Genomic DNA, 23,954 nt, shown 5'->3' with positions numbered 1-23,954 from the left:
AATTTGATAATTGGGTAAAATTTAAATTGATTATTCGGCTGAGATGAACAATCTTGCATTAAGGAGTGATAGTGGACAAGTTTTCGGATATGGCACTGTTTGTCAGTATCGTCAAAAACCAAGGCCTTGCGGCGGCGGGGAGAGAGCTGGGCTTGTCGCCAGCCACGGTAACGGCAAGGCTGCAAGCGCTTGAAGAGCGCTATGAGGTAAAGCTGCTTAATCGCAGTACACGCCATATCTCGTTGACCGATTCAGGTGCGATGTACCATCAAGCGTGTTTGGAGATCATCGACAGTGTGAAGGAAACGGAAAATCTGCTGCAAAGTGGCACGAAGCAGGTGAGTGGCACGCTAAAAATATCGGCACCAAGAGATATTGGTAAGCAGTACATTTCCCCTATTTTGTCGGCCTTTAGTGAGCAATACCCCGACGTAACCCCTTACCTTTATCTGAACGATAACTTGTCGAATTTGGCTGAATCAGGGCTAGATATAGTGATCCGCTACGGTGAGCTTGCAGATAGTAATCTGATCTCTCGAAAGCTGGCTTCTAGCCGTCGTGTGTTGTGTGCTTCCCCGGAGTATTTAGCTAAGAAGGGGACGCCTATCACGCCGCAGGACTTGGCGATGCATGACTGCCTGGCGATGGTACGTAGCAATGAGGAATTGAAAACGTGGCATTTCCAAGACAGCGATCAGCACAATGTCATTACTGTTGTGCCCAAGCGGTTTTCTGATGATGGGGAGGTCATACGTCAATGGGCACTAGATGGGGCTGGTATTGCACTGAAATCTATTCTGGACGTACAACAAGACATCAAGCAGCAGCGTTTAGTCACGGTTTTAAATGGTTATATGAAAAACTTCAATGCGTCCACATCTTCTGTTGGAGCGGATTTAAATGTGATTTATATGAGTCGGCAATATCAGCCTAAACGGATTCGATTGTTCTTGGATTATCTGATTGAACATTTCGATCAAGCTATTTGCTCCTCTCACAAATAAAAAAACGCCCCGATGAATGTCGGGGCGTTGTTCATAGATTTAAGCCTTTATCTTATTGATCATAGCTCGCTTCACGGGCTTTTGCTTCTTTGTCCCACTCAGGTATTACGGTTTTCAGGAAGTCTTCTTTTTCTTGATTCATTCCATCCATGTCCATCCCCAGTGCTTGCTGGGCTTTAAGCTTGGTAGAAATGTCTGGGATTTCAACTGGATCGGTAATGCCTTTGGTGGCCAGTAGGCGTACGACGTTAGCACGGGCGTCAGCAGCTTTATCTAACGCAGTACCGAGAACGCGTAGGGCAACTTCTGGTGCGTGCATGTGAACACCGTGAGAAGCAATCGCGTAATCCCAGCGCCATTGTGCGTGGCGGATATCGGTAAGGATTGGCTTCATTTCTTCTTCGGTAGCCCCAGCATCCCATGCTGCTTTCGCTTCAAAGTGTGCAGCGACAATCTGCTTCTCGGCACGAAGTTTCATTTCTAGCACTTGCGCTTTACGGGTAGATACGATGCCTTGTAGCGTTTCTTTGTCTTGGGTATGGCAGTTGGCACAGGTATCTTCGAAGCGGTCAAACGGGTTGCCGATCTTGTGATCAGTAAAGACGACGCCGTCTTCGTTCTGTACCTTCGGCATGTGACAGTCGATACATGTCACGTTGTTCTTGCCGTGGATACCGTCACGCCATGTTTCGTACTCTGGGTGCTGCGCTTTGATCATCGGAGCTTTAGATACGCCATGAGTCCAATCGCTAAAGCCGATATTATCGAAGTACACTTCCATTTCATCTACGCCGGTTCCCATGTCCCATGGGAATTTCACTGCGTTTTTGCTTTGTTTCTGGAAGTAGTATTCAACGTGACACTGGCCACATACTTGTGCTTGCTGGTCAAGGCGAGAGCCATCTTCGAATTTCTTGCCAATCGTTTCCATCGCGCGGGCAGCGTATGGACGTGACAAGGCGAGGGCGGGTTTACCCTGCTTGAAGTCTTCGCTATTGGTATTGTGGCAGTCGGCACAGCCGATGGCATTGTTGATTTCTGAACCTAGACGGGCCCATTTACCGTCGAAATAGCCATCTTCGCCACGCTCGTCAATGACACGGGCAACGTCAGGGCTCTTACAGCTCCAACAGGCCATTGGCATCGGGCCAGAGTTTTCGTCTTGTGGGCCACCGGTACGTAGGGTTTCGCGAACGTCCGTTACCGCATAGAAGTGGCCACGGGCTTTGTTGTAGTCTTTGGCAAAGCCATAGCCAGCCCAAAGGATGACCATATTAGGGTCGCCTTCGAGGGCATCTTCGATCTGTTCGCTTTCCTTGGTTGCTTCCCAGGTTTTGTATTGATCTGCATGGGCAGCGGCAAAAGCTTCGTTGCGTGCTTCAATTCTTTCTTTTTCAGCGGGTTGCTCAGTAGCAAACGCATTACCAGAAAGAAATATTGCAGACAGTAATGCTGCAACAGCGGCAGTATTTCTCGTCCATTTATTACTCACGATGTGCACTCCATAATTCTTGTTGTAAGTAGAGCCAAGCGTTGTGAGAGCGGCTTTCAATGCAAACAGAATCAGAGTTCTAAATAAGGATATCAGAAAGGAGAAATAACGAGATAAAAGCGATTTATTTTTTGTTTTGGATCAAAAGTGAAAAGTGAATAACGGGAGGTAGATTAATAATTTACCTATATACCCCTAAGGGGGTATTTACATAACCCTTTATTATTGAGTCTGGGGTTTCTATTAATGTTATTGTAAAACAACAGGTTAGCATGTTTTTTGAGATTGATCTAAATCAGAAAATAATCATATTCAATACTACTTTTAGTGTATTTGTTATTTGTCGCATATTTTCACATCTTGAAATATAGTTTAATAAGCTTGTTGAGCGTTGTGGCTTAAAGTTGATGCAAATAAGAATTGATTTCAAATGCAATGGATTATTAATTGCGAAATCAAACGGGCACTATTGTGCCTAATTTGTAATATCAGCACCGGTTACTTTTTGATTTTTGATTAAAAGTAATTGTGGAAGATGAAAAGGTGAAAAATGGGCAATCATAAAGTAGCCCTGAATAGCATGTTGACGTTGTTTGTCGCTATGTGTATTTGGGGTTTCTCAATCAATGTTGCCGCAGACTCCCAGAACACAGAAGCCACAGCAGCCAGCCCTTCTGTTACTACTTCGGAGTCCGGCAGACATGTCGTCGAATTCAACCGGGACAGGGATTACGCATGTACCCAGTGCCATAAGGATGAACAAGACGTCCTCAAAGGTGCGCACAGCACCGCTATTAACCCGCACACAAATCGTGATGTGACTTGCGTCGACTGCCACAGTAATGTAGGTAGCGATCACCGCAATGGCGCATCAGAGGTCACGAAATTTGCACCGGCGCAATCTGTAGCCGGCAGTGAAAAGCCGGCGGCTGATGTCGCTTGGATCACTCAGCAAAATGAAACCTGTGTGAATTGTCATGAGCCAGAGAATCTGCGTGAAGTTAATTGGACACACGATGTCCATGCGCTCGATCTCTCTTGTGCTTCTTGCCATAACATCCACCCAACATCTGATCCAATGAAAGGTATCGAGAGAAAGCCAAGAATCAAGCTTTGTGTCGATTGCCACTCTGATCAGATAAAAGTAAAAGAGTAGGGGAGAGATTATGACGTGTTCAAGACGTAACTTCCTGGCCGGTGCCGGGGCTGTCATCTTCACTACAGGGGTGGGAGCCTCAAACTTAGTGGGCCGTAAATCTTTAGCGGCCACTATGGAAGATGGTGTGAAGCGTTACGGTATGGTCCATGACGAAACACTGTGTATTGGTTGTACGGCATGTACTGATGCCTGCCGTGAAGTCAATAATGTGCCTGAAGGAGTCTCGCGACTGGAGATCGTCCGCAGTGAGCCACAGGGCGAATACCCAGATGTTGACTATCAATTTACCCGTATCTCTTGTCAGCATTGTGATAACGCTCCATGTGTTCATGTCTGCCCTACAGGAGCGGCCTATAAGGATGACGAAACAGGCATTGTTGCCGTAGACAACTTTAAGTGTGTCGGTTGTGGCTACTGCCTAGCCGCTTGTCCGTATCAGGTGCGTTTCTTCCATCCGGAAACCAAGTCGGCAGATAAGTGTGACTTCTGTCGTGAGACCAACCTTAAGGAAGGCAAGCAGCCAGCCTGTGTGGAGTCGTGCCCGACTAAGGCACTGACATTTGGCGATTTGAACGATCCAAACAGTGAAATCAGCCAGATGATCACGCAGAAGCCGGTTTACCGACAAAAAGTCGAGCTCGGCACCCAGCCTAAGATGTATAAGGTGCCACATGGAAAAGGGGAGATAAAAGGATGAGTACGACATTTGCAGATGCCTTTTATTTTGACTCGCTAGTCTGGGACTGGATCATAGCGGTCTACCTGTTCTTAGCAGGGATGTCAGCCGGTGCCGTCATGATTGCTATTTACCTCAAGCGTAAGGTGATCGAAGGGTATCCGGCGAGCAACGGTATTATCAAAGCAACAGCGATTCTGGCTCCATTTGGGATCATTGTCGGCTTGTTGATTCTGGTTTTCCACCTGACCAAGCCGTGGTCTTTTTGGAAGATAATGATCTTCTATAACCCAACGTCAGTAATGTCGATGGGTGTGGTGTTATTCCAAGTCTATATGGTTGTATTGTTTGCTTGGATTGCCATTATCTACAAGAACGAATTGCTGGCATTGTTGGGCGATAGGTTGCCTATTGTCGGCAAAGTCATGAAGGTATTGGACCGCTTCGAAAACAGCATTGAGCTGTTCTTGGGCTTTCTGGCATTGTTACTGGCAGCCTACACCGGCTTCCTGTTATCGGCGCTTCAGACTTACCCGATGCTAAATAATCCAGTATTGCCTATCTTGTTTTTGTTTTCGAGCCTGTCCTCCGGTGCGGCCGCTTGTTTGTTGTTTGGCGTGGTGTTCTTCAAAGAGTCGGCGAAGAGTGCCAGTGTCAGTTGGGTTCACAAGTTTGAGCGTCCGGTGGTGATGTTTGAGTTGTTCGTTATCTTTGCTTTCTTCTCCGGTTTGTACTTCGGTGGGGGCCAAAGCGAGGTAGCAGCACTGTCGGCGATCGGTGGCGGATTCTGGGCTAGCTGGTTCTGGTATGGTGTAATCGGTATGGGAATGCTGGTGCCATTGGGGCTGAATGCGGTTAGCCCTGCGGGTGTTAAGCATAACAAAGCCTTCATTATGCTGGTGACCACATTAAGTTTGATCGGTGTACTGATGCTACGTACGTTTGTGCTGTATGCTGGGCAAATGACAACCTTATAGGTTGATGTAACAAGAAATAGAATCGCCACAGTTAGCGCTGTGGCGATTTAGTACAAGGAATATAGATGCTCCCTGAAGTTGGACATTTTTCGTTAATCCTCGGTATGGTGTTTGCCTTGCTTGGTGCCACCGTTCCCGCAGTAGGATTAGTCAGAAAGGATTCATACCTTACTCGCTACGCTTGGCCATTAAGTTATGGCGCCTTTGGTTTTATTGGCCTATCGATTGTCTTATTGGGCGTGAGTTTCGCGCTGGATGATTTTTCAATCGCTTATGTTGCTCATCACTCCAACACCCAATTGCCGATTTTCTTCAAGATAGCTGCCGTATGGGGGGGGCATGAAGGGTCTTTCTTGTTTTGGCTATTCTCTCTTACATTGTGGACCGCCTGTCTTGCCAGAGCATGTCGGAAATTGGATGAGGCCTTTATCGCAAGGGTGCTTATTACGCTATCTGGCCTGATTCTTCTGTTTAGCCTGTTTGTATTGCTCACCTCAAACCCATTCGAGCGGTTGTTTCCGACCCCGCTTGAAGGACGTGACTTGAATCCTATGCTGCAAGATGTCGGGCTGATCTTCCACCCGCCAATGCTCTACTTGGGTTATGTCGGTTTTGCGGTTAGCTTTGCTTTTGCTATTGCGGCGTTAACGGGCGATCACGGCAAAGGAGAGTGGGCGAAATGGAGTCGACCTTGGACGCTGGCTGCTTGGGTATTTCTGACTGGCGGTATTGCGCTGGGCTCTTGGTGGGCATATTACGAGCTGGGGTGGGGTGGCTGGTGGTTCTGGGATCCAGTAGAAAACGCCTCTTTGATGCCATGGCTGACCGGGACAGCGTTGCTCCACTCCTTGATGATCACTGAATACCGTAAGGCATTGTCGGGTTGGAGCTTATTGCTGTCCATCGCGACCTTTTCCCTTAGCTTGCTCGGCACCTTTATTGTTCGTTCTGGGGTACTGACGTCGGTTCATGCCTTTGCCGTTGACCCGACTCGTGGTGTGACCTTACTGACCATGTTGGCATTGATCCTTATTGTTGCCTTGTCACTGTTTGCTATTCGATCGGGCCGTTACTTTGTTGCTGCCAAATTTGGTTTCTTTACCAAAGAAGCCATGTTTATGGTGGGGAATAGCTTATTTGCCGTCGCGATGCTAACAGTACTGCTGGGAACATTTTATCCATTGGTATTCCAAGCATTAGGCTTGGGCAATATTTCGGTCGGCGCGCCGTATTTCAACTCGATGTTTGTCCCGATGAGCTTCATTTTGTTCCTGTTTATGGGGCTCGGTGTGGTTGTACGCTGGCATAAGGTAGGGCTAGACGATGTGATCACCCGTTCATTGGCACCGATGTCGGTCTCTATTGTTTTAGGGGTGGCTTTATCGGTGATGTTTGAGCGAGGAGTGAACATCACGGTGTGTTTGGCATTCATGACCGCAATTTGGATTACATCAACGGCCTTCCAAGCGATGTACATTCGAATCCGTGCTAGACGTGCGAAAGGAATGAAGGGAATTGTGTGGAAGCAGGCGGCGATGGTCATTGCCCATACAGGGGTCGCCGCGACAATCATTGGCGCGACCTTGGTGAGCTTTTATGATGAAGAGATCAGCAGCAAGATGGGACCGGGAGACAGTGTCACCCTGGATGAATACCACTTTACCTACCAGCAGACTGACTTGTTAGTTGGCCCTAATTATACCGCCGAACAAGCCCAGATCACCGTAATCAAAGATGATGTACTTATAGCAACGATTCGCCCTGAGCGACGTCATTACACCGTGCGCACCATGAATATGAGTGAGCCGGGTATTAAATGGTTCTGGCATGGTGATATTTATATCACCTTGGGAGAGAAGCTTAACCGTACTGATTATGCGGTTCGGATCCAATACAAGCCATATGTTCGCTGGCTGTGGCTGGGCAGTATCTTAATGATGATTGGTGGGGCTATGGCAGTGGTGAGCTTGGCGAGTAAACGGGTGTCGCATAAGCTGCTGCAACCCAAGAAGATAGAAACTATCGTGCTTTGGAAGTAACGTAATGGAAATAGTGGTTAGAGAGTAATGGTGTAAAGAGATGAGAAAAAATAGCCGTTATCTTCCGTTAGGTGTAGTTGTTGTGATTTTGGTGATCATCAGTTTGTCGATGATGTTCACCCAAGAAGGCCATACCCCTAACCTTGAGAACAAACCGCTGCCAGCTTTTAGCCTGCAGCGATTAGATACTGCTGGCACAGCGGATGAAACACTATTAACCGGTAAGCTGCAGCTACTAAACGTGTGGGCCTCCTGGTGCGCTGTGTGTAAAAGCGAACATGCATTCTTGTTGCAGCTGGCTCAGCAACAAAACATGTCGATTATTGGGCTTAATTACCGTGATAATCGTCAGTCGGCAATGCGTGAGTTGGCCCATAGCGGCAACCCTTATCAAGCTGTACTGTTCGATCCTCACGGGTCATTGGCATTAGACTTGGGTGTGTATGGGACGCCGGAAAGTTATTTGATCGACAGCAATGGTATGATCCGCTTCCGCTACCTAGGGGTATTGGATGAAGACGTATGGCGGCAGAAATTTGTACCCGTTATCGAGTTATTGCAACAGGAAGTGCAACAGGAAAAAAGAGCGAATGGGTAAGGACGTGATTTACCGAGTGAAGTCATTGTTAGTGGCTATCAGCATGTGTTTATTGGTGGCGAGCGTATCGGCAGTTGCACAAACAGATCAAATTTTTGTTGCCGCTGATACTGAGTTGGTCGAGTCAGTCGAGACCTTCCAATTTCGTTCGAGTGCCGAACAGCGGCGGGCTATCGAGCTGTCTCGCCGCTTACGCTGCCCGCAATGTCAGAACCAGAATCTGATCGAATCTAATTCCCCTGTGGCGAAAGATTTGCGTCTCAAAGTCTATCAGATGGTAAATGCCGGTCAGAGTGATGAAGTCATCATTGAGTATATGACCTCACGCTTTGGTGATTTTGTGTTGTATAAACCGCGTTTGAATCCGCACACTTACTTACTGTGGGGGGGGCCATTTTTGCTGCTAGGCTTATTTGGTTCAATCATCTGGGTAACAATTCGTCGGCAGCAGCGAGAGCGATAAATTTGAAGCATGTTACCTAATGATGCTAATGCTTATTTAGAAATGTAATACCTACTGACATGATGATTCTGGGCTTTATTTATAATCATCAATAGCTTTATTTTACTTTGTTAGAAGTTGTCTAGAATGCCAAGCTAGATGTAAATATATGCATGCATCAACCACCCCTTGCATGCTTATTATTACATTGTAAGTGTGTTTTTAATGAATAATGTTTTTTTAATGTTGTAGTGCTGTGTTGGTAAGTGTAACTACAAGCATATGATCGACAAAAGATACATTCATTTACAATGAGTATACTGAAAATACAAAGATAGGTAGATAATCTCTGTGGTTTATTGTTTAGCTTAATCATATAAATCGAAAGAATATGTCTATATCAGTTTACGAAACAAGCAAGATGCATGTTTCTATAGGCGAAAAGGAAGTCATTAAGACCTTTAAAAAAAGGCCTGGTTATAAAAAGCGCTTTAAGCGAGAAAAAAAGGCCCTTCAACGATTAAAAGGTGTCGATGGGTTTCCTCAAATCATTAGCCATCGCAATAGCACTGTGGTGATGTCACGTGTTGCTGGCGGTAATCAAGAGCAATTGTCTAACCAAAGCCTAAAAGAACTAAGGGTATTGGTAAATAATATGCTAGAAGCTGGTGTTGCACGTCATGCAATTCCTGAACGTGATCTTCTGATTGATGATAACAAAGTCTCTATGGTTGATTTTGAGCGGATAACATTACGTAGCCACCGTTTATCACCTGGTTGGCTTTTCGCTAAAAAAGTCACCAAGTTTCACCTGCTGAGGTTAATTTCGAATCATAATAGTCAACTACTCACTGATGATGAGAAGAAAGAGTTAGAAACATTTACAAATGTTCGAAGTAAACTGCAGAAGCTCAAAAAAATCCGCTCGTCTATTCGTCAAGTTGCTCGAACTAAGCCTAAAGCAGGTAACTATACCAAAAAGTTTGAAAGCGGAAATTCTAATAAAGATTAAAATCATGCGGTGTGGCGAAAAAGTGCTGCTTTGGATAATGACAACTTATATTAGAATCTTTTGATAGTTATCCTCAGGATATTAGCCACTTAAAGTAAAGGAGGACACGAGTGTCCACCTTTATACCCAGTAACTTCAAGTGAACTCGCTGAACCAGCAACATGAAGTCACTTGGGTATATTATTAACACGTTAGTTGCTTCGAGACGGTGAAATTACTGCCTTCAACTGATTCTAATTTTTAAAATAATAGTGTCACCGAACATAAAATCAGGGATACGGTGGCGGGCACTCAAGAGTGTAGCTCTTGTTTATTCTTCCTGTTTACTAGTATCGTATACGCTTGAGAAATGATGGCCATGATGCAGACGGAGAAAACTATCCGCGCCCAGAGAACCATACTCAAGTCTGCCCCTAGAAGCAGTACCAGTGCGGTATCCTCCAGAATACTGTGTAGCAAATTGAGCAGCATGACGGTGATAAATGCATCCTTAGCGGTTAAATTTCCTTTTTTTGTTTCGTTAATGATTAATCCACCGCCGTAGGATAGCCCTAATGTAATTCCGATAATGGCTAGATTGGCAGCGTTTTTGCTCACTTGCAGTACTTTCAAAAGCGGCATCATTAACATTGCCATCAAATGTTCAATACCCAACAGCTTCAAGGCCCTAATTACAGTGATAAGAACAGCGATAATCAAGAAGATGCTTATAAGGTTCTCCGCTTGACCGACAGCCCAATCAAAGTAGTTGTTATAAGCCGAAGGTTCGTTTTGCCACAAAACTTGGGCAACATGCTGGTTGTTACCAGTAGTTTCATAATAAGTATTTTGAAGCCACGCAAAAATGATACCCCCACCAACTCTTAACAACAATGTTGACCAAAACGGTACACCGGCTTTTTTAGATATCATTCCTTCTAGAGGTAATCCGTGGCTTATCAATAACAAACTACTTAACACGGTAACCTGAGCAACAGTCAGTGCTACGTCTGTATTAATAAGCACCAATATCCCTGCATACAAGTTGGTAAGCATTGTTGTCGCCCAAACAAGAGCCATCGAGCTTGGAAGCCCAAGCAGTCCCATTAGCGGTTCTAACAGTTCGCCCAGCAGGGTTACTCCACCCAGATCATCTGCGATTTTGATCACAATAATCATAGGGATCATTATTTTAAATAATGAAACTGTCGTTGAGATAATGTCTTGGCTTAACTGTTTGAGTTCTACGACGACTCGGCGCATTGGTTGTCTCCATATCGGCTTTCTTTAATTCTGTTATGATAAGGGCAGTGCAAAAAATTTGTATTTTTCATATTGAGATAATGAGAGCTCAAAATTTCTTTTTTATTGGTTTTTTGGGTTTGAAGTTTTGTTTTTGGATAATTTAAGAAATTATGGATATCGACCGTATAGATCGCAAAATTCTCATGATTTTGCAAAAGAACAATCGAATACCTAATGTTGATCTTGCCGAAGTCGTTGGACTCTCTCCCCCTGCTTGTCTTAAACGGGTAAAACGCCTTCGTGAGGGAGGAGTAATTACCGGTGATGTTTCCTTGGTTAATCCTGCGCTTGTTGGAAATATAATGACGTTTGTGGTGTCGATCGAAATGGACAGTGATAGGGGGGATGTGTACCGAAGCTTCCGTACATCGATAATGAAGTATCCCGAAGTCACTCAGTGTTACCAAATATCAGGTAGTTACGATTTTTTACTTATCGTTCATGTTCGTGATATCCCAGAATATGAAAACTTTATTGAAGGCTCCTTGCGTAAGGACCTAAACATCCGAAAATTTCATACATCCATTTCTCTACGAACGGTCAAGTTCTCTACGGAACTCAATCTGAGTAACAGCGACAAGGAATAAGACTGAGTTTCTGTTTACAATAGATATACCCAAGTACTTTGACGTTACTCGGGTATACGCTAGAGGAAGTTGCCACGAGGCAACCTCCTTTCAAGAATTAGTTGTTCGTTGCAACGACTCTTGGCTTTCGAAAATTAGCCAACCTTTTTGATATGAGTATGAACCCACACGGTAACAGCCAGCTGGCATTGGCAGAGTAAAGTGGAAGCCATTCTTTAAAGTGAGTGTCCAGCGCACTAGGTACGACCTCAAGAATGCTGGCGGCATCAATACTGCCAAAGATAAAAGCGATAGCAATCGCTGCCATGTAAGTACCTTGATACTGCTTTTCCCCTGGATAGAATAGGGCGCATAAGATCAAGGCAATAGCGACAGGGCACAATACCAAAATAGCTGGCAGGCTTAACGCCAAGATTTGATCTAGCCCTACGTTGGCGATAATGCCAGTAAGCAGAACAACAATGGTTGCGATTCGGCGAAACGGCACCCCAAAGGTTTGTTGGTAATATTCGGTACAAGCATTGGTAAGGCCGACTGTGGTTGTCAGGCACGCCATGATAATAATTGCAGCCAGTAGCAACTGTCCGTATTCACCAAAGTGATAGGCTACGTATAGGCTCAGTAATTCACCGCCATTGGTTGCCTCCAAGGCAATAGGGCTAGATGTCGCGCCTACATAACCCATCGCCAGATAACACGCTCCCATTAAAACGATATAAATCATCGCAACTTGAAAGGTAGATTTTCCGACCGCTTTCTTGTCACTGACACCTTTGCTGTTTATCGCTTTGATGATGACCCAGCCAAAGCCCACAGCGGCGATAGCATCCATGGTCATATAACCTTGAACGAGCCCTTGGGTAAAGGCAAAGTCAACATACTCACCTTGCGGTGCCAGTGGTGTTGATAATGGATTGATAACCGCGGTAATTGCGAGCGTGCAGAGCATGATAATCAACAGCGGTGTCATTATTTTGCCAATGAAATCGACAAGTTTCCCGGGATGAAAGGCCAGCAGAAGGGTCAAGCTACAGAAAAGGAGTGAGAAAAGAGGTAGCTGGTCGTTGTCGACAAACGGGTTAATCCCCATTTCATAAGCCACCGTTACTGCTCGAGGCATACTGAAGGCAGGGCCGACAGCGGTAAGCAAGGCGACCCAGATCAGGGTAGCAAGCCAATTTGGTAATGGGTTGGTCAGTTGTTTGCTATCGCTCAGGCGGCCGAAGACGATCAAGGTGAGCGCGGGTAGACCGACGGCTGTTATTAGAAATCCAGCCATAGCAGGCAACAGCTGTGTACCGGCCTCTAAGCCGAGGAATGGTGGAAAAATAATGTTGCCAGCGCCGAGGAACATGGCAAAGGTCATCAAGCCGATGGCGAGTGTATCGTTAGTCTTCATTGGACGAACCCTGTGTTTGCTTTTAATGCTTGGGACCGTCAGGGGCTGGGAAGATAAACGTGATGATATGTTGATTCTCCGTCAGCCTGGCTGACGGAAATAGCCGCCAGCCTAGATAACGATGACTAGGACGACGACAGAGACGACTGATTGTGTTGTACGCAAAGCTGCACGTTTGGCACGAGCCAAAACGGTAGTAGCAGTGGTTTGAGTAATAAGGCTTAGCATAATGCTGATTTTCCTAATGCGAACAACAAATATATCAAAGCAACGCTAGGTCACTTGGGTATACAACATATAAGCAATTTTCTGGACTGTAAACAGGGGAGAGTAAAAAAAGTCATAACATTGATTCGTGGTTAATTATTTATCCGTTAGGTGTGATCTTCATAGTGTTTACTTTTGTTATCGGTGTTTTTTGTGGATTTTGTATCTTTCCATGAGCTCGATTTTACTGAGCGATGGTACGTGAGTCAGGGGTTCAGCCAAGGTGTGGAATCAAGCCACCACTTTTCTTTTGGTGGTGGCTTTTAGGATGTTGGCTGCTTAATCGTCTAATTTGGCGTCTATTTCGCCGATGTTGTGGTGGCGACCATCTCAAGATGGGAAAGTGTAGCATTAGCCAGCTGGCTGAAGAACAAGGTGGCTAAACACGGAAGCAGCCAGCTCGCATGGGCTGCATAGAGTGGCATGAAATCACTCAAAACCGCTTCCCATTGCGCTGGGATCAGACCGAGAATATGTAGGGTATCTATGGTGCCAAATACCAGTGTGACCGTGACTGTCGCGACAAAAATAGTTCGTTGAAATGGCGAAGATTTGACCACTAAGGCAGTGATGACCAAAGCAATAGCGACAGGGCAAAGAACTAAAATCACCGGTAGGCTGATTTCAAGGATTTGCTCTAAGCCGAAGTTGGCAATTAGGCCGGTAAGGGCACAGACGATCACAGTAGTGACCAAGAAAGGTGCATTAAAGGTTTGTTGATAGTACTCGGCACACGCATTGGTTAGGCCAACAGTGGTGGTCAAGCAGGCCATGATGATGATGACTGCCAGCAAGTATTGACCGTAGATGCCAAACAAGCTCGCGACATAGTTGGTTAGAATTTCTCCACCATTGGTTGCGCCATTTGCAACTGCCGACGAGGTTGCCCCCACATAGCCCATTGCGAGATAGCAGGCTGACATCAGCAAGGCATAGATCAAAGTGACTTTTACCGTGCTGGAAAACAGGGCCTCACGCGAGATCATGTCTTTATTTTGACTCACGCTTTTATCCTGAATCGTTTTGATGATCACCCATCCAAAGCCAACAGCGGCAATCGCATCCATGGTCATATAACCTTGAATCAGCCCCTGAGTAACCGCTTGGTGTTGGTAGTCTCCACTTGGCAGGGTCATTGGGCTGACCGGGGAAATACAGGCGGCAATCGCTAGCACGGTGAGAAGCAGAACCAGCAAAGGAGTCATGACTTTGCCAATGTAATCGACTAACTTACCCCGCTGGAAAGCAAGGATAAGGGTAACCGTTACGAAGATAAGCGAAAAAGGCAGCAGGAGATCGCCGTTGGTAAATGGTGCGATACCCATTTCATAGGCAACCGTTACAGCGCGGGGCATACCAAAAGCTGGACCGATAGCAGTAAACAGTAGTACCCAGAAAGCAGTCCCCATCGGTTTTGGTAGGGCTGCGGTCAGCTGTTGGCTGTGGCTAAGGCGGCCAAGGACAATCAACGTCAGTGCAGGAAGGCCAACGGCGGTGATGAGGAAGCCGAGCATGGCTGGCAAATAATGGGTACCGGCTTGCAGGCCCAGTAAAGGCGGAAAGATGATGTTCCCGGCGCCGAGAAACATCGCAAAAGTCATTAGGCCAATTGCAAGGGTGTTGTGTTTATTCATTCGAACAAGTCCTCTGAGATGACTCAGTTTTAGTTATGGACCGTCAGAAAGGCTGGAGAAAAACAGGTAGGAAAAAACGATGCTCCCGTCAGCCTGGCTGACGGGTGAATAGCCGCCAGCCTAGTTAATAATCACTAGAATAGCCGCAATAATTTCGCGCGATACAAACGTTCCGCCTGTCATCTTCACAGGCTTGCAAACTGAAAGCTGGCAAGTAGGTTTAAACATGGTGTTATCCTGAACGTAAATATCGAAATCATTTACAACATATAAATAAAACACTGGTCTGTAAAGGGATGCCATGAAAATACATTGTATTAATTTGCTTTCTTGGATGATATGACTGCCCAGTTGCGTTTGTGGTGATGGAGTGAGATAGTGATAATTGCTTACTTAGACGAATGATTAATAAAGGGTTATTCATGTTAAAGGCGATTCATCATGCTGCGATTATCTGCTCGGACTATCGCCGCTCGAGAGCATTCTACGTTGATATTCTTGGCTTAACTGTCTTGGCAGAGCACTACCGCGAGGCAAGAGATTCATGGAAGCTGGATCTGCAACTACCAGATAACAGCCAGATAGAGTTGTTTTCATTTCCTAATCCGCCACAAAGACCAAGTTTTCCAGAAGCGAGGGGACTGCGCCATTTAGCGTTTGTAGTGGACTCGGTTGAGCAAGTGGGTGGGTATTTAGAATCAAGAGGAATAGAAGTAGAACCAATCCGGATCGACGAATATACAGGGAAAGCTTTTACGTTTTTCCAAGATCCGGATGGGTTGCCGCTGGAGCTTTATCAAGCTTAAACAAGGGGGGCGTTAGCTGATAATACCTGTAAGCAGGCCAGCGAAGACCAAGCTGGCCACGCCGTAAAATCCGAATTCGATACGAGATTCAACAAGACTATTCCCGTCTGCGGGCTTTACCGTCGCCATGGTAAAGAAGGAGCCGCCTGCTAAGCCGATAAGCAGTACGATCAAACCAAATAGCGTACCTTCAATAAGGTAAGTGAAATTCATAAACAGGCCTAATCCTTTGTGGCACGTGAAATGATACAGGGATAATACACACCTTAATCGATCAGGCAAAGAATTATTAATCATAAATCTCATTAAAAACAGGGTTTTAGATGGATGTGTTGTGCATTTTAATGAATAGGCAGCAATAGGCGCATTGCTGCCTGAATTACAATCGCCGCGATGATGGATAAGTAATCAGCGCGGCAATGAGCCTAGTTCATGGGCTTGTTGTTCTAAACTGGATTCATCCACGCTAGAAGCAGGTTTCCACCACACTCGATACTTGGTGATCCTCATCGGCAATACAGATGTGCTTCCACTTATCAAACGTGAGGCACGGATGAGAGGTGGAAAAAGCAATCACATCGCCGACACGAAGATCACGGCCTTCCGGCACGGTAACAAATGTGTGCTGATCCATAATTGCAGTGGCTTCCAAGCCATTTACTTCGATACTGTCACCAGCGCGGTATCCTCGCTCAGGGATAGGCAAGCCAGCATCAAAAGCCACGTCTCGTTTGCCAAGACCTATCACCGCTTTACTCGGTTCTGGACGGGAGATCACATAGGCCCATACCTCAAGCGCCGATTCAAGATCGCCGCCAAGATCACATGCATAACCTTGGTTAACCTGCGCTCTTGTCATCACGTTGTGCTGGGCGTCTTGATAGATGCCTGTGTCGTGGATGAGATAGCACCCAGGACGGATGACCGCCAGTAAGTGTTGGCAGCTAGTGAAGCTTTCAGCCACCACGTCATACCATGCTGAGCCGGCGCCAGTAACTATTGGCCGTTCAAGTTGGATCAATCCACTTTCCTTGAGTTGCTCGACTGTGTGTACGGTTGTTGCCAAGAACTCACGGATCGCTTGCTCGGCATTGTCTCCGTGGATCACACCTTCATATACTTCAATACCGGCAAGGGTAATTCCTTCCAAGCTGTCGATGTGTTGTGCGAGCGAGACGACTTGTTCCGGGGTACGGCAACCACAGCGGCCACCTTCGACACCAAATTCGATCAATACATGGATCTTAACCTTAGAACCTGCAAAGAAATCTGATAGTTGCTTGGCATTATCTTCGGAATCGACACAGCAGTAGAAAGTCGCTTCGTGCTGAGTTAGCAGGCGCTTGATCATCGCCATGTTAGCCTTACCGACAAGCTGATTTGCCATCATGATGTGCTTGGCACCAGCAGATGCCGCAACCTCGGCATGAGGTGCGGTCGCAACCGTGAGCCCCCAGGCGCCAGCTTCTATTTGTTGCTCGAAGAAAGCCGGGGTCATGGTTGTTTTGCCATGTGGCGATAACTTCACATTGTGGTGATCAGCAAACTGTTGCATCCAGTTAAGGTTGTTATCGATAGATTGCTGCTTGATAACCGCTGCAGGTAAGCTTATTTCCTCGTTAATTAGGCTGTATTTTCCCTCCGTTTTTTCATCCACCCATATCCCTTTAGTCCCTACGGGAAATTTTTTGTGATGGGAGTCTTGGTATTTACTAACATGCTTTTTATTTGCTTGGGTCATTTATTATTCTCCTAACATAGCCCTCAGGGCTTGTTGTTACTGCCTTTTGGCGTGGTGATAATATTATCGGTGTTGGAAACTATCAAACATTGCTGGTCGATTTGTGCTGTTTCTCACTGTTTTTAACCTGCCCTGAAATTACTATTTGCCCTGTCGAGAGAAAGGTGAAAGCCGTGACAATCGAAGTTGATATTGTTTCAAGAATTACTGAACGCTTCTCGCAATTGCGTGAAGCCGAGAAGAAAGTCGCCATGTTGCTGATTGACGATTTAGCTGCTGCCTCGGGGTATAGCATTACCCAGATGGCAGAAGAAGCTGGGGTGAGTGAAGCGACGATCACCCGTTTCGCCAAAGCCGTAGGCTGTAAGAATGTGCGCGATTTGAAGCTCAAATTGGCGCAGTCATTGGCAATTGGTCAGCGCTTCATTCATGAATCGCCAGATCAGTCGGGGATCCAAGGGGTTTATGAGTCGATCAAAAACGTGATCAACATAAACCGCAAGGTTGTTGATGAGCAGGACATTGCAACCGCCGTCGATATTTTGCAAAACGCTCGCCAAATTTTGGCAGTCGGCATGGGTGGTGGTTCAACCATGCTATCGCAAGAGTTGCAGTTCCGCTTGTTCCGCTTGGGCTACCCGGTAACGGCATACAATGATGGCTTGTTGGCAAGAATGGTGGCTTCAACTGCCGATGCTAATGATGTGATGGTGGTGATATCCGCCACTGGTTATACACCAGAAGTGGTTGAGCCAGCATCGATTGCCAAGCAATACGGCTTGAAAGTGATTTCAATTACACCGAAAGAGTCGCCATTGGCTGAAGTCAGCGATTTGGTATTGCCGATAGTAACCAAGGAAACCGATTTTATTTACAAACCGTCGGCATCACGTTACGCCATGATGGCCTTGATTGATGTGTTGTCCACGGAGCTGGCCTTAAGCCACAAACGCCGAACCCGAGATAAGCTGCGCCGCTTGAAGCTGGCACTAGACAGTCACCGGGGTGGAGAGGATAGACAGCCTCTCGGCGATTAACACAACCTAGGCCGAACAGTTCGGGTTAACGGTTGTGAAGAATTAGCGTCATAAAGAAGGAAGTTTCATGCAGTTCGATACCGTTTTCCGAAATGTTCAAGTTGTTGATGGCTCGGGTAGTGAGCCTTACAACGCCGATGTTGCTATTACTGGGGATCGTATTGCAGCTATAGGGGATCTTGCCGGGTGTGAGGCTGCTGAGATCATTGATGGACAGGGCAAGGCGTTGGCGCCGGGCTTTATTGATGTCCATACCCATGATGATACAAACGTGATCCGCTATCCCGATTGTCTGCCGAAGATCAGCCAAGGGGTTACCAGTGTCATCGTCGGTAATTGTGGGATCAGCGCATCGCCAACGATTTTAGCTGGTGATCCACCGGATCCGATGAACCTGTTGGGTAAGAAGCAGGACTTTAAATACCCAACCTTTGCTTCATATGCCGAGGCGGTCACGGCAGCAAAACCAGCGGTGAATGTTGCTGCGTTGGTGGGCCATACCACTTTGCGTAATAACGAAATGGATGATTTATACCGAGCTGCCTCAAGCGAAGAGATTGCAGCCATGAAAGCCAAGCTCCACGATGCGATGTCGCAGGGCGCATTAGGATTGAGTTCAGGGTTGGCTTACGCCTCTGCAAAACAGGCTCCAACCGAAGAGGTGATGGCCCTTGCAGAAGAGCTTGCGGAGTTTGATGGTATCTACACCACCCATATGCGTACCGAGTTCGAGCAGATCCTTGAAGCAATGGATGAAGCCTTCACAACCGGTAAGCACGGCAAAGTACCAGTGGTGATTTCTCACCTTAAATGTGCCGGAGCGGGCAATTGGGGTCGTACGGTTGAAGTACTCAACTTGATGGAAAAAACCGCCAAGCACCAAGATGTCGCATGTGATTGTTACCCGTATTCAGCCAGCTCATCAACGCTTGATCTCAAGCAAGTGACTGATGAGATAGACATTTTTATAACTTGGTCAGAGAGCTACCCGCAGCATGCCGGAAAGATGCTCAAGCAGATTGCCGATGATATGAATTTGCCTTTAATGGAAGCGGCCGAGCAACTTCAGCCTGCTGGTGCGGTGTACCACTGTATGGATGAAGCCGATGTTGAGCGGGTACTGAAATACCGGTTAACCATGGTGGGTTCCGATGGCCTGCCAAATGATCCACACCCGCATCCGCGTTTATGGGGCTCTTTCCCTAGGGTGCTGGGCTATTACAGCCGTGAACGTCAGTTGTTCTCGCTGGGGCAGGCAATACACAAAATGACAGGTATGTCGGCCAAGCGCTACTGCCTGAAAGACAGAGGGGAAATTCGCGAGGGGGCGTATGCCGACATCGTGGTATTTGACCCGAACACCATTATCGATGTTGCAAGTTTCGAAAATCCGATTGCAGCAGCGAAAGGGATTGACGTAGTCATGGTTAATGGCTGCATCAGTTATCAAGACGGTCAGGTGAGTGATAACCGCCATGGTCGTTTTTTACACCGTCACCAAGACTAACAGCTTGATGACAGTAAATTGAACTCAGTAACACAACGTTGGAGAAAGAAATTATGACTATCACACGCTACGGCATCGAAGGCGGTACAGGCACCGGCGGTCAGCACCTACCTTTTGCTCGTGCAACTCAGGCGGGTGGTTTCCTGTATGTCTCTGGTCAAACACCAATGACAGACGGTGAAGTGGTTGAAGGTGGCATCGTTGATCAGTCGCGCCTAGCGATTCAGAACTGTGTCGACATTATGGAAGAAGCCGGCTACGGCTTGGAGCATGTCGTACACGTGAAAGTGGTACTGACTGATTCGCGTTACTTCCAGTCATTCAACAAGGTGTTCAAAGAGTTCTTCGGTGAGCACCCACCGGCACGTATCTGCATGGTATGTGACTTGGTTGTTGACGTAAAAGTTGAAGTCGATGTGACGTGCTACCGCGAAGATCGTCGTTAATTCAGGCATTATCTTCGGGCCCCGCATATAAACAATAAAGTCGCGGGGTCAGCTGAAGCCTATTTCAGAGTTCAAGTCAAAAGCGTTAGTTAAGAGACGTAGACTACAACGGAAGTTGGCGAGCTATTACAACAAGAGCCGAAAGGCCAAAGAAAAAAGGTTGGCAAAGTACCAACCCTAAAAATGCAAAATACTGAATGTTCAGTAATTCATGGGGTAGTAAGTGATGAGACTATCCCCAAGCAAATAAAAGCAATGACGGATTATAAGAGGTATGGGATGAACAGTACACTCTTTCTCACCGGTTTCGGTGCGTATGTGGTTTTTTTAATCTGGTTAGGTTGGTTCGTATCGCGTAACCAGAAATCAGGCGAAGACTTTCTACTTGGAGGTCGTGGTCTTCCGCTATTTTTAGTACTGGGTACGACTGTAGCCACCATGGTGGGTACAGGCTCGAGTATGGGCGCAGTTGGCTTTGGCTATAACAATGGCTGGGCGGGTGCTCTATATGGCATCGGTGGTGCGCTGGGTATTTTATTGCTCGCATACTGGTTTGCCCCAGTGCGTAAGCTGAACTTCATGACCATGAGTGAAGAGCTGTCTTACTATGTAGGCGCTAACAAAGTTGTCAAAAATGTCGTTGGTATTCTGATCTTTACGGCTTCTATCGGCTGGTTGGGTGCCCACATTCTAGGTGGTGGTATGTACCTTGCCTGGATTGCTGATATTGATATCAATACGGCGAAATTGATTATTGCCGCGGCTTTCACCATATACGTTGTTATCGGTGGATACACCGCGGTAGTGTGGACCGATACCATTCAGGCCGTTATCCTCTTTGGTGGCTTCATTTTGATGGCCGTGATGTCGGTTGACCACATTGGTGGCCTAGACAACTTGTATGCGGCAATGGAGCCTTCATCGATCAGCTTCCTTGGCTTGCAAAAGCTGGGCATGATCCCGGGCATATCATTGGCACTAGTGGTGGGTGTGGGTATCTTGGCAACGCCTTCTTTTCGCCAGCGTATCTACTCGGGGAAAGATGTATCGACTATCCGCCGCTCGTTCGTGATGTCGGGTGTACTGTACTTGTTCTTCTCTATCATCCCTGCGGTTATCGGTATGTCAGCGCATGCGATTAACCCTGAACTGAACAATGCGAACTTCGCGTTCCCCTATGTTGCAGCCACTGTACTTCCAGTTGGTATCGGCATGATTGTTCTGATTGCTGGTTTATCAGCAACCATGTCGAGCGCCAGCTCTGATGCGATTGCTGGTGTTTCTATCCTGCTGCGTGATATCTACATCATGTTTACCGGCAAAGTGCCGTCAAAAGACAAGATGGTGACATATTCGCGCATTGCGCTGGTTATCTGTATCGGTTTGGCACTACTGTTCGCCCTGACCTCAAATGACATTATCAGCTACATCACCAAAATGATTTCTACGGTAATGTCCGGCATGTTCGTGTGCGGTATGTTGGGTCGCTTCTGGGGCCGCTACAACTGGCAGGGTGCACTGGCTACCTTGGCAGGTGCTTCGGCAGCATCGTTCTCAATCATGTTCAATGCTGACTGGACGGCATTCTGGGGTAACCCGGTCATTCCATCAGTGACAACGGCTTTGATTGCCGGTGTGGTAGTGAGCCTAGTAACGCCAGCCAATGCGGTTTCTAAAGAAGAAGCCAAGGCGATCCTTGATGCAGAACGTGCAGAGATGGAAAAGCCTGAAGAGCAAGGCATCAACGCTGAACCAGCAACTGCAAAATAATCATCTAAAACTCGTCAAAATGCAGGCCTTTGTTGTGATGTAAGGCCTGCATCTTCAATTACGCTTTAATAACAGTTCGAATAAATATAAAGGTGGCAGTGTGAAAATTGCTTTTTTTGGTGAGTGTATGGTTGAGCTCAGTGGCCAACCGCTACAACGGACGTTTGGTGGCGATACGCTTAATACCGCGCTGTACTTGTCACGTCTGGGCACGAGCCGTGATATCGCTGTCAGCTACGCTACGGCCTTGGGTATCGATAATATCAGTCAGGATATGTTGAATGCTTGGGTGCATGAAAATATCGAAACGTCGATGGTGTGCAAACTACAGAATAAGTTACCGGGCCTTTACTTGGTCGAAACCGAGCCAAACGGCGAACGCCATTTCCATTATTGGCGCAATGACAGTGCAGCGAAATTTTATTTTGCCAGCGGCACATCACCGCTTGAGAAGGCTATTGAAAATCATGAATTTGATGCCTTGTACATCAGCGGGATCAGTGTGGCGATCCTCGCTGAGGATGCCAAAGCAACCTTGATCACCTTGTTGGAAAAACACAAGGCAAGGGGAGGCAAGGTTCTGTTCGATAACAACTTCCGACCTCAACTATGGACCTCAAAGCAAGCTCAGTACTGGTACTCTCAAGTTTTGCCGTTTGTGGATATTGCCTTGATCACAGAAGATGATGACCATTTGGTTTGGGGTGAGACGAATATCATTGACCGCTGCCAGTCATTTGGCTGTCAGGAAGTTGTGATCAAGCGTGGTAGCGAGCCATGCTTAGTTATTAGCGAGCTGCAATCAGCTCATCCACATGAGTCATACATCGCGGCAAACAAAGTAGAGAAAGTGATTGATACCTGTGCCGCCGGTGACTCCTTTGCTGCAGGGTATTTGGCTGGACGTCTAAGCGGTGGTAGCGAAACGACGGCAGCAGAACTGGGTCATCAGCTAGCTTCGATTGTTATTCAGCATCCTGGCGCGATTATTCCGGCGGATGCAATGAAAGATTTAATGTAAAAGATTTATTCAATAGGAACATTGAAACATGTCTCAGCAGATCATTGAAAAATTAAAAGCCTTTAAAGTTATCCCTGTTATTCAAATTAACGATGTGTCTCAGGCTGTGCCTTTGGCGAAGACCCTAGTAGAAAATGGCTTACCGGTTGCGGAAGTGACATTTCGCACGGAAGCCGCTGCGGAAGCTATCCGTTTGATGCGTGAAGCCTATCCAGAGATGTGCATTGGCGCAGGGACAGTCTTGAATGCTGAGCAGGTTGACCGAGCAAAAGCGGCCGGTTCTGAATTTGTGGTATCGCCCGGCCTCAACCCTAATACGGTTCGTTATTGCCAAGAGCAAGGGATCCCAATGGTGCCGGGGGTGAATAACCCAAGCCAGGTTGAGCTAGCCTTGGCACTAGGACTGACGTTTTTGAAGTTCTTCCCTGCTGAAGCATCTGGCGGTATTAGCATGATTAAGTCTCTTTTAGCGCCGTACGTTGATGTGTTTTTTATGCCGACAGGCGGTATTGGCAAGGGAAATGTACGTGATTACCTTGCTATCGACCGTGTTATTTGTTGCGGTGGAACTTGGATGGTATCGCCAACGTTGATTGAAAATGGTGAGTGGGACGAAATTGGCCGTTTAGTTCGCGAAGCGGTTGAATTGGTCAGTGAGTAACTGAATCTATATTCTCGTTATCGTGTTTATTGAAGCCCGCTTTTAGCGGGTTTTTTGAGGATTACGTTTAATCCCGCTAACGGATCACTATTGAATAAGTTGTAACGGAAAAGATAGGTGGGTTAATAACATATCGGCGCAAAGCCGTGATTGCTGGTATTCCATACGAAAGAGGTCGATTTTTTGGCTTGATGTGTTGGAAATTGTTCAGTTGAAGCAAGTTATTGTTTTTTTGTTTGACTCATCTCTGAAAATCAGTAAATTACACCTCCGTACCGCAGCGGCAATGACCGTTTTTTTGCGGCGAATAGAAAAAGATGGCGCGTTGGCAGAGTGGCTATGCAGCGGATTGCAAATCCGTGGACCTCGGTTCGACTCCGGGACGCGCCTCCATA

General features: G+C 46.7%; 22 protein-coding genes and 1 tRNA gene. 17 read left to right on the top strand and 6 right to left on the bottom strand.

Features of this window, described 5'->3' with window-relative positions; translation table 11 throughout:
- Positions 1-71 precede the first annotated feature (71 nt).
- A complete protein-coding gene (locus ACVA58_RS05630) occupies positions 72-1,004 on the top strand; it encodes a LysR family transcriptional regulator (RefSeq protein WP_446509470.1) in 933 nt (310 codons plus the stop codon).
- A gap of 52 nt (positions 1,005-1,056) precedes the next feature.
- Here ACVA58_RS05630 and nrfA read toward each other — a convergent pair whose 3' ends face one another.
- Positions 1,057-2,496, bottom strand: a complete 1,440-nt coding sequence (nrfA, locus tag ACVA58_RS05625) for an ammonia-forming nitrite reductase cytochrome c552 subunit (protein ID WP_446509469.1) — start codon at positions 2,494-2,496, stop codon at positions 1,057-1,059.
- A 550-nt stretch (positions 2,497-3,046) separates the two neighbouring features.
- Here nrfA and nrfB point away from each other — a divergent pair.
- The 7 genes from nrfB to ACVA58_RS05590 all read left to right on the top strand — a co-directional run bounded on the left by nrfB (position 3,047) and on the right by ACVA58_RS05590 (position 9,399).
- Positions 3,047-3,652: a cytochrome c nitrite reductase pentaheme subunit gene (gene nrfB, locus ACVA58_RS05620; protein ID WP_446509468.1), complete on the top strand. Its 606-nt coding sequence runs from the start codon at positions 3,047-3,049 to the stop codon at positions 3,650-3,652.
- 10 nt (positions 3,653-3,662) lie between these two features.
- The gene (nrfC, locus tag ACVA58_RS05615; protein WP_446509467.1) at positions 3,663-4,352 is read left to right on the top strand and encodes a cytochrome c nitrite reductase Fe-S protein; all 690 of its coding nucleotides are present in this window, start codon (positions 3,663-3,665) and stop codon (positions 4,350-4,352) included.
- Positions 4,349-5,308: a cytochrome c nitrite reductase subunit NrfD gene (gene nrfD, locus ACVA58_RS05610; RefSeq protein WP_446509466.1), complete on the top strand. Its 960-nt coding sequence runs from the start codon at positions 4,349-4,351 to the stop codon at positions 5,306-5,308. Before nrfC ends, nrfD begins: the two co-directional genes overlap by 4 nt.
- 65 nt (positions 5,309-5,373) lie before the next feature.
- The gene (locus tag ACVA58_RS05605; protein ID WP_446509465.1) at positions 5,374-7,347 is read left to right on the top strand and encodes a heme lyase CcmF/NrfE family subunit; all 1,974 of its coding nucleotides are present in this window, start codon (positions 5,374-5,376) and stop codon (positions 7,345-7,347) included.
- A 40-nt stretch (positions 7,348-7,387) separates the two neighbouring features.
- The gene (locus ACVA58_RS05600) at positions 7,388-7,945 is read left to right on the top strand and encodes a DsbE family thiol:disulfide interchange protein (protein WP_446509464.1); all 558 of its coding nucleotides are present in this window, start codon (positions 7,388-7,390) and stop codon (positions 7,943-7,945) included.
- Positions 7,938-8,408, top strand: coding sequence for a cytochrome c-type biogenesis protein (locus ACVA58_RS05595; RefSeq protein WP_446509463.1), 471 nt, complete (start codon positions 7,938-7,940; stop codon positions 8,406-8,408). The genes ACVA58_RS05600 and ACVA58_RS05595 overlap by 8 nt, the downstream gene beginning before the upstream one ends.
- Positions 8,409-8,778: 370 nt before the next feature.
- Positions 8,779-9,399 (top strand): hypothetical protein, encoded by a 621-nt coding sequence (locus ACVA58_RS05590; protein WP_446509462.1) that lies wholly within the window; start codon positions 8,779-8,781, stop codon positions 9,397-9,399.
- A 291-nt stretch (positions 9,400-9,690) separates the two neighbouring features.
- Here the strand turns inward: ACVA58_RS05590 and ACVA58_RS05585 are convergent, their stop codons facing one another.
- Positions 9,691-10,641, bottom strand: coding sequence for a hypothetical protein (locus ACVA58_RS05585; protein ID WP_446509461.1), 951 nt, complete (start codon positions 10,639-10,641; stop codon positions 9,691-9,693).
- 152 nt (positions 10,642-10,793) lie between these two features.
- Here ACVA58_RS05585 and ACVA58_RS05580 point away from each other — a divergent pair, with 152 nt between their 5' ends.
- Positions 10,794-11,270: an Lrp/AsnC family transcriptional regulator gene (locus ACVA58_RS05580; RefSeq protein WP_446509460.1), complete on the top strand. Its 477-nt coding sequence runs from the start codon at positions 10,794-10,796 to the stop codon at positions 11,268-11,270.
- A 97-nt stretch (positions 11,271-11,367) separates the two neighbouring features.
- Here ACVA58_RS05580 and brnQ (ACVA58_RS05575) read toward each other — a convergent pair whose 3' ends face one another.
- Both brnQ (ACVA58_RS05575) and brnQ (ACVA58_RS05570) read right to left on the bottom strand, forming a co-directional pair.
- Positions 11,368-12,669, bottom strand: coding sequence for a branched-chain amino acid transport system II carrier protein (gene brnQ / locus ACVA58_RS05575; protein ID WP_446509459.1), 1,302 nt, complete (start codon positions 12,667-12,669; stop codon positions 11,368-11,370).
- Between the two features lie 566 nt (positions 12,670-13,235).
- Positions 13,236-14,570, bottom strand: coding sequence for a branched-chain amino acid transport system II carrier protein (gene brnQ / locus ACVA58_RS05570; protein WP_446509458.1), 1,335 nt, complete (start codon positions 14,568-14,570; stop codon positions 13,236-13,238).
- 422 nt (positions 14,571-14,992) lie between these two features.
- Between brnQ (ACVA58_RS05570) and gloA2 the strand changes: the two genes are divergently transcribed.
- On the top strand, positions 14,993-15,376 hold the full coding sequence (gene gloA2 / locus ACVA58_RS05565) for an SMU1112c/YaeR family gloxylase I-like metalloprotein (RefSeq protein ID WP_446509457.1): 384 nt from the start codon (positions 14,993-14,995) through the stop codon (positions 15,374-15,376).
- Positions 15,377-15,388: 12 nt separating this feature from the next.
- Here the strand turns inward: gloA2 and ACVA58_RS05560 are convergent, their stop codons facing one another.
- Both ACVA58_RS05560 and ACVA58_RS05555 read right to left on the bottom strand, forming a co-directional pair.
- The gene (locus ACVA58_RS05560) at positions 15,389-15,589 is read right to left on the bottom strand and encodes a hypothetical protein (RefSeq protein ID WP_446509456.1); all 201 of its coding nucleotides are present in this window, start codon (positions 15,587-15,589) and stop codon (positions 15,389-15,391) included.
- Between the two features lie 253 nt (positions 15,590-15,842).
- The gene (locus ACVA58_RS05555) at positions 15,843-17,117 is read right to left on the bottom strand and encodes an amino acid deaminase (RefSeq protein WP_446509455.1); all 1,275 of its coding nucleotides are present in this window, start codon (positions 17,115-17,117) and stop codon (positions 15,843-15,845) included.
- A 173-nt stretch (positions 17,118-17,290) separates the two neighbouring features.
- Between ACVA58_RS05555 and ACVA58_RS05550 the strand changes: the two genes are divergently transcribed.
- The 7 genes from ACVA58_RS05550 to ACVA58_RS05520 all read left to right on the top strand — a co-directional run bounded on the left by ACVA58_RS05550 (position 17,291) and on the right by ACVA58_RS05520 (position 23,952).
- Entirely contained in the window at positions 17,291-18,154 is an 864-nt protein-coding gene (locus tag ACVA58_RS05550) for a MurR/RpiR family transcriptional regulator (RefSeq protein WP_446509454.1), read from the top strand.
- A 67-nt stretch (positions 18,155-18,221) separates the two neighbouring features.
- Positions 18,222-19,661: an N-acyl-D-amino-acid deacylase family protein gene (locus ACVA58_RS05545; RefSeq protein WP_446509453.1), complete on the top strand. Its 1,440-nt coding sequence runs from the start codon at positions 18,222-18,224 to the stop codon at positions 19,659-19,661.
- Between the two features lie 53 nt (positions 19,662-19,714).
- Entirely contained in the window at positions 19,715-20,107 is a 393-nt protein-coding gene (locus tag ACVA58_RS05540) for a RidA family protein (protein ID WP_107348617.1), read from the top strand.
- 279 nt (positions 20,108-20,386) lie between these two features.
- A complete protein-coding gene (locus ACVA58_RS05535) occupies positions 20,387-21,877 on the top strand; it encodes a sodium:solute symporter family protein (RefSeq protein WP_446509452.1) in 1,491 nt (496 codons plus the stop codon).
- Between the two features lie 127 nt (positions 21,878-22,004).
- Positions 22,005-22,898: a sugar kinase gene (locus tag ACVA58_RS05530; protein WP_446509793.1), complete on the top strand. Its 894-nt coding sequence runs from the start codon at positions 22,005-22,007 to the stop codon at positions 22,896-22,898.
- A gap of 28 nt (positions 22,899-22,926) precedes the next feature.
- Positions 22,927-23,559 (top strand): bifunctional 4-hydroxy-2-oxoglutarate aldolase/2-dehydro-3-deoxy-phosphogluconate aldolase, encoded by a 633-nt coding sequence (locus tag ACVA58_RS05525; protein ID WP_446509451.1) that lies wholly within the window; start codon positions 22,927-22,929, stop codon positions 23,557-23,559.
- Positions 23,560-23,878: 319 nt separating this feature from the next.
- Positions 23,879-23,952, top strand: a tRNA-Cys gene (locus tag ACVA58_RS05520).
- Positions 23,953-23,954: the final 2 nt, after the last annotated feature.

Source organism: Photobacterium sp. DNB22_13_2, assembly GCF_052873915.1.
The sequence above is the reverse complement of the archived record's forward strand: the minus strand, read 5'-3'. Positions and strand labels throughout refer to the sequence as shown.

What these genes read in the sequence shown, in the direction of transcription:
- ACVA58_RS05605 (WP_446509465.1), top strand. Translation starts at nt 5,374, where the DNA reads ATGCTCCCTGAAGTTGGACATTTTTCGTTAATCCTCGGTATGGTGTTT.
- brnQ (WP_446509459.1), bottom strand. Translation starts at nt 12,669, where the DNA reads ATGAAGACTAACGATACACTCGCCATCGGCTTGATGACCTTTGCCATG.
- gloA2 (WP_446509457.1), top strand. Translation starts at nt 14,993, where the DNA reads ATGTTAAAGGCGATTCATCATGCTGCGATTATCTGCTCGGACTATCGC.
- nrfB (WP_446509468.1), top strand. Translation starts at nt 3,047, where the DNA reads ATGGGCAATCATAAAGTAGCCCTGAATAGCATGTTGACGTTGTTTGTC.
- nrfC (WP_446509467.1), top strand. Translation starts at nt 3,663, where the DNA reads ATGACGTGTTCAAGACGTAACTTCCTGGCCGGTGCCGGGGCTGTCATC.
- ACVA58_RS05595 (WP_446509463.1), top strand. Translation starts at nt 7,938, where the DNA reads ATGGGTAAGGACGTGATTTACCGAGTGAAGTCATTGTTAGTGGCTATC.
- ACVA58_RS05530 (WP_446509793.1), top strand. Translation starts at nt 22,005, where the DNA reads ATGGTTGAGCTCAGTGGCCAACCGCTACAACGGACGTTTGGTGGCGAT.
- ACVA58_RS05600 (WP_446509464.1), top strand. Translation starts at nt 7,388, where the DNA reads ATGAGAAAAAATAGCCGTTATCTTCCGTTAGGTGTAGTTGTTGTGATT.
- ACVA58_RS05525 (WP_446509451.1), top strand. Translation starts at nt 22,927, where the DNA reads ATGTCTCAGCAGATCATTGAAAAATTAAAAGCCTTTAAAGTTATCCCT.
- ACVA58_RS05585 (WP_446509461.1), bottom strand. Translation starts at nt 10,641, where the DNA reads ATGCGCCGAGTCGTCGTAGAACTCAAACAGTTAAGCCAAGACATTATC.
- ACVA58_RS05555 (WP_446509455.1), bottom strand. Translation starts at nt 17,117, where the DNA reads ATGACCCAAGCAAATAAAAAGCATGTTAGTAAATACCAAGACTCCCAT.
- nrfD (WP_446509466.1), top strand. Translation starts at nt 4,349, where the DNA reads ATGAGTACGACATTTGCAGATGCCTTTTATTTTGACTCGCTAGTCTGG.
- ACVA58_RS05545 (WP_446509453.1), top strand. Translation starts at nt 18,222, where the DNA reads ATGCAGTTCGATACCGTTTTCCGAAATGTTCAAGTTGTTGATGGCTCG.
- ACVA58_RS05560 (WP_446509456.1), bottom strand. Translation starts at nt 15,589, where the DNA reads ATGAATTTCACTTACCTTATTGAAGGTACGCTATTTGGTTTGATCGTA.
- brnQ (WP_446509458.1), bottom strand. Translation starts at nt 14,570, where the DNA reads ATGAATAAACACAACACCCTTGCAATTGGCCTAATGACTTTTGCGATG.
- ACVA58_RS05540 (WP_107348617.1), top strand. Translation starts at nt 19,715, where the DNA reads ATGACTATCACACGCTACGGCATCGAAGGCGGTACAGGCACCGGCGGT.
- ACVA58_RS05535 (WP_446509452.1), top strand. Translation starts at nt 20,387, where the DNA reads ATGAACAGTACACTCTTTCTCACCGGTTTCGGTGCGTATGTGGTTTTT.
- ACVA58_RS05580 (WP_446509460.1), top strand. Translation starts at nt 10,794, where the DNA reads ATGGATATCGACCGTATAGATCGCAAAATTCTCATGATTTTGCAAAAG.
- ACVA58_RS05590 (WP_446509462.1), top strand. Translation starts at nt 8,779, where the DNA reads ATGTCTATATCAGTTTACGAAACAAGCAAGATGCATGTTTCTATAGGC.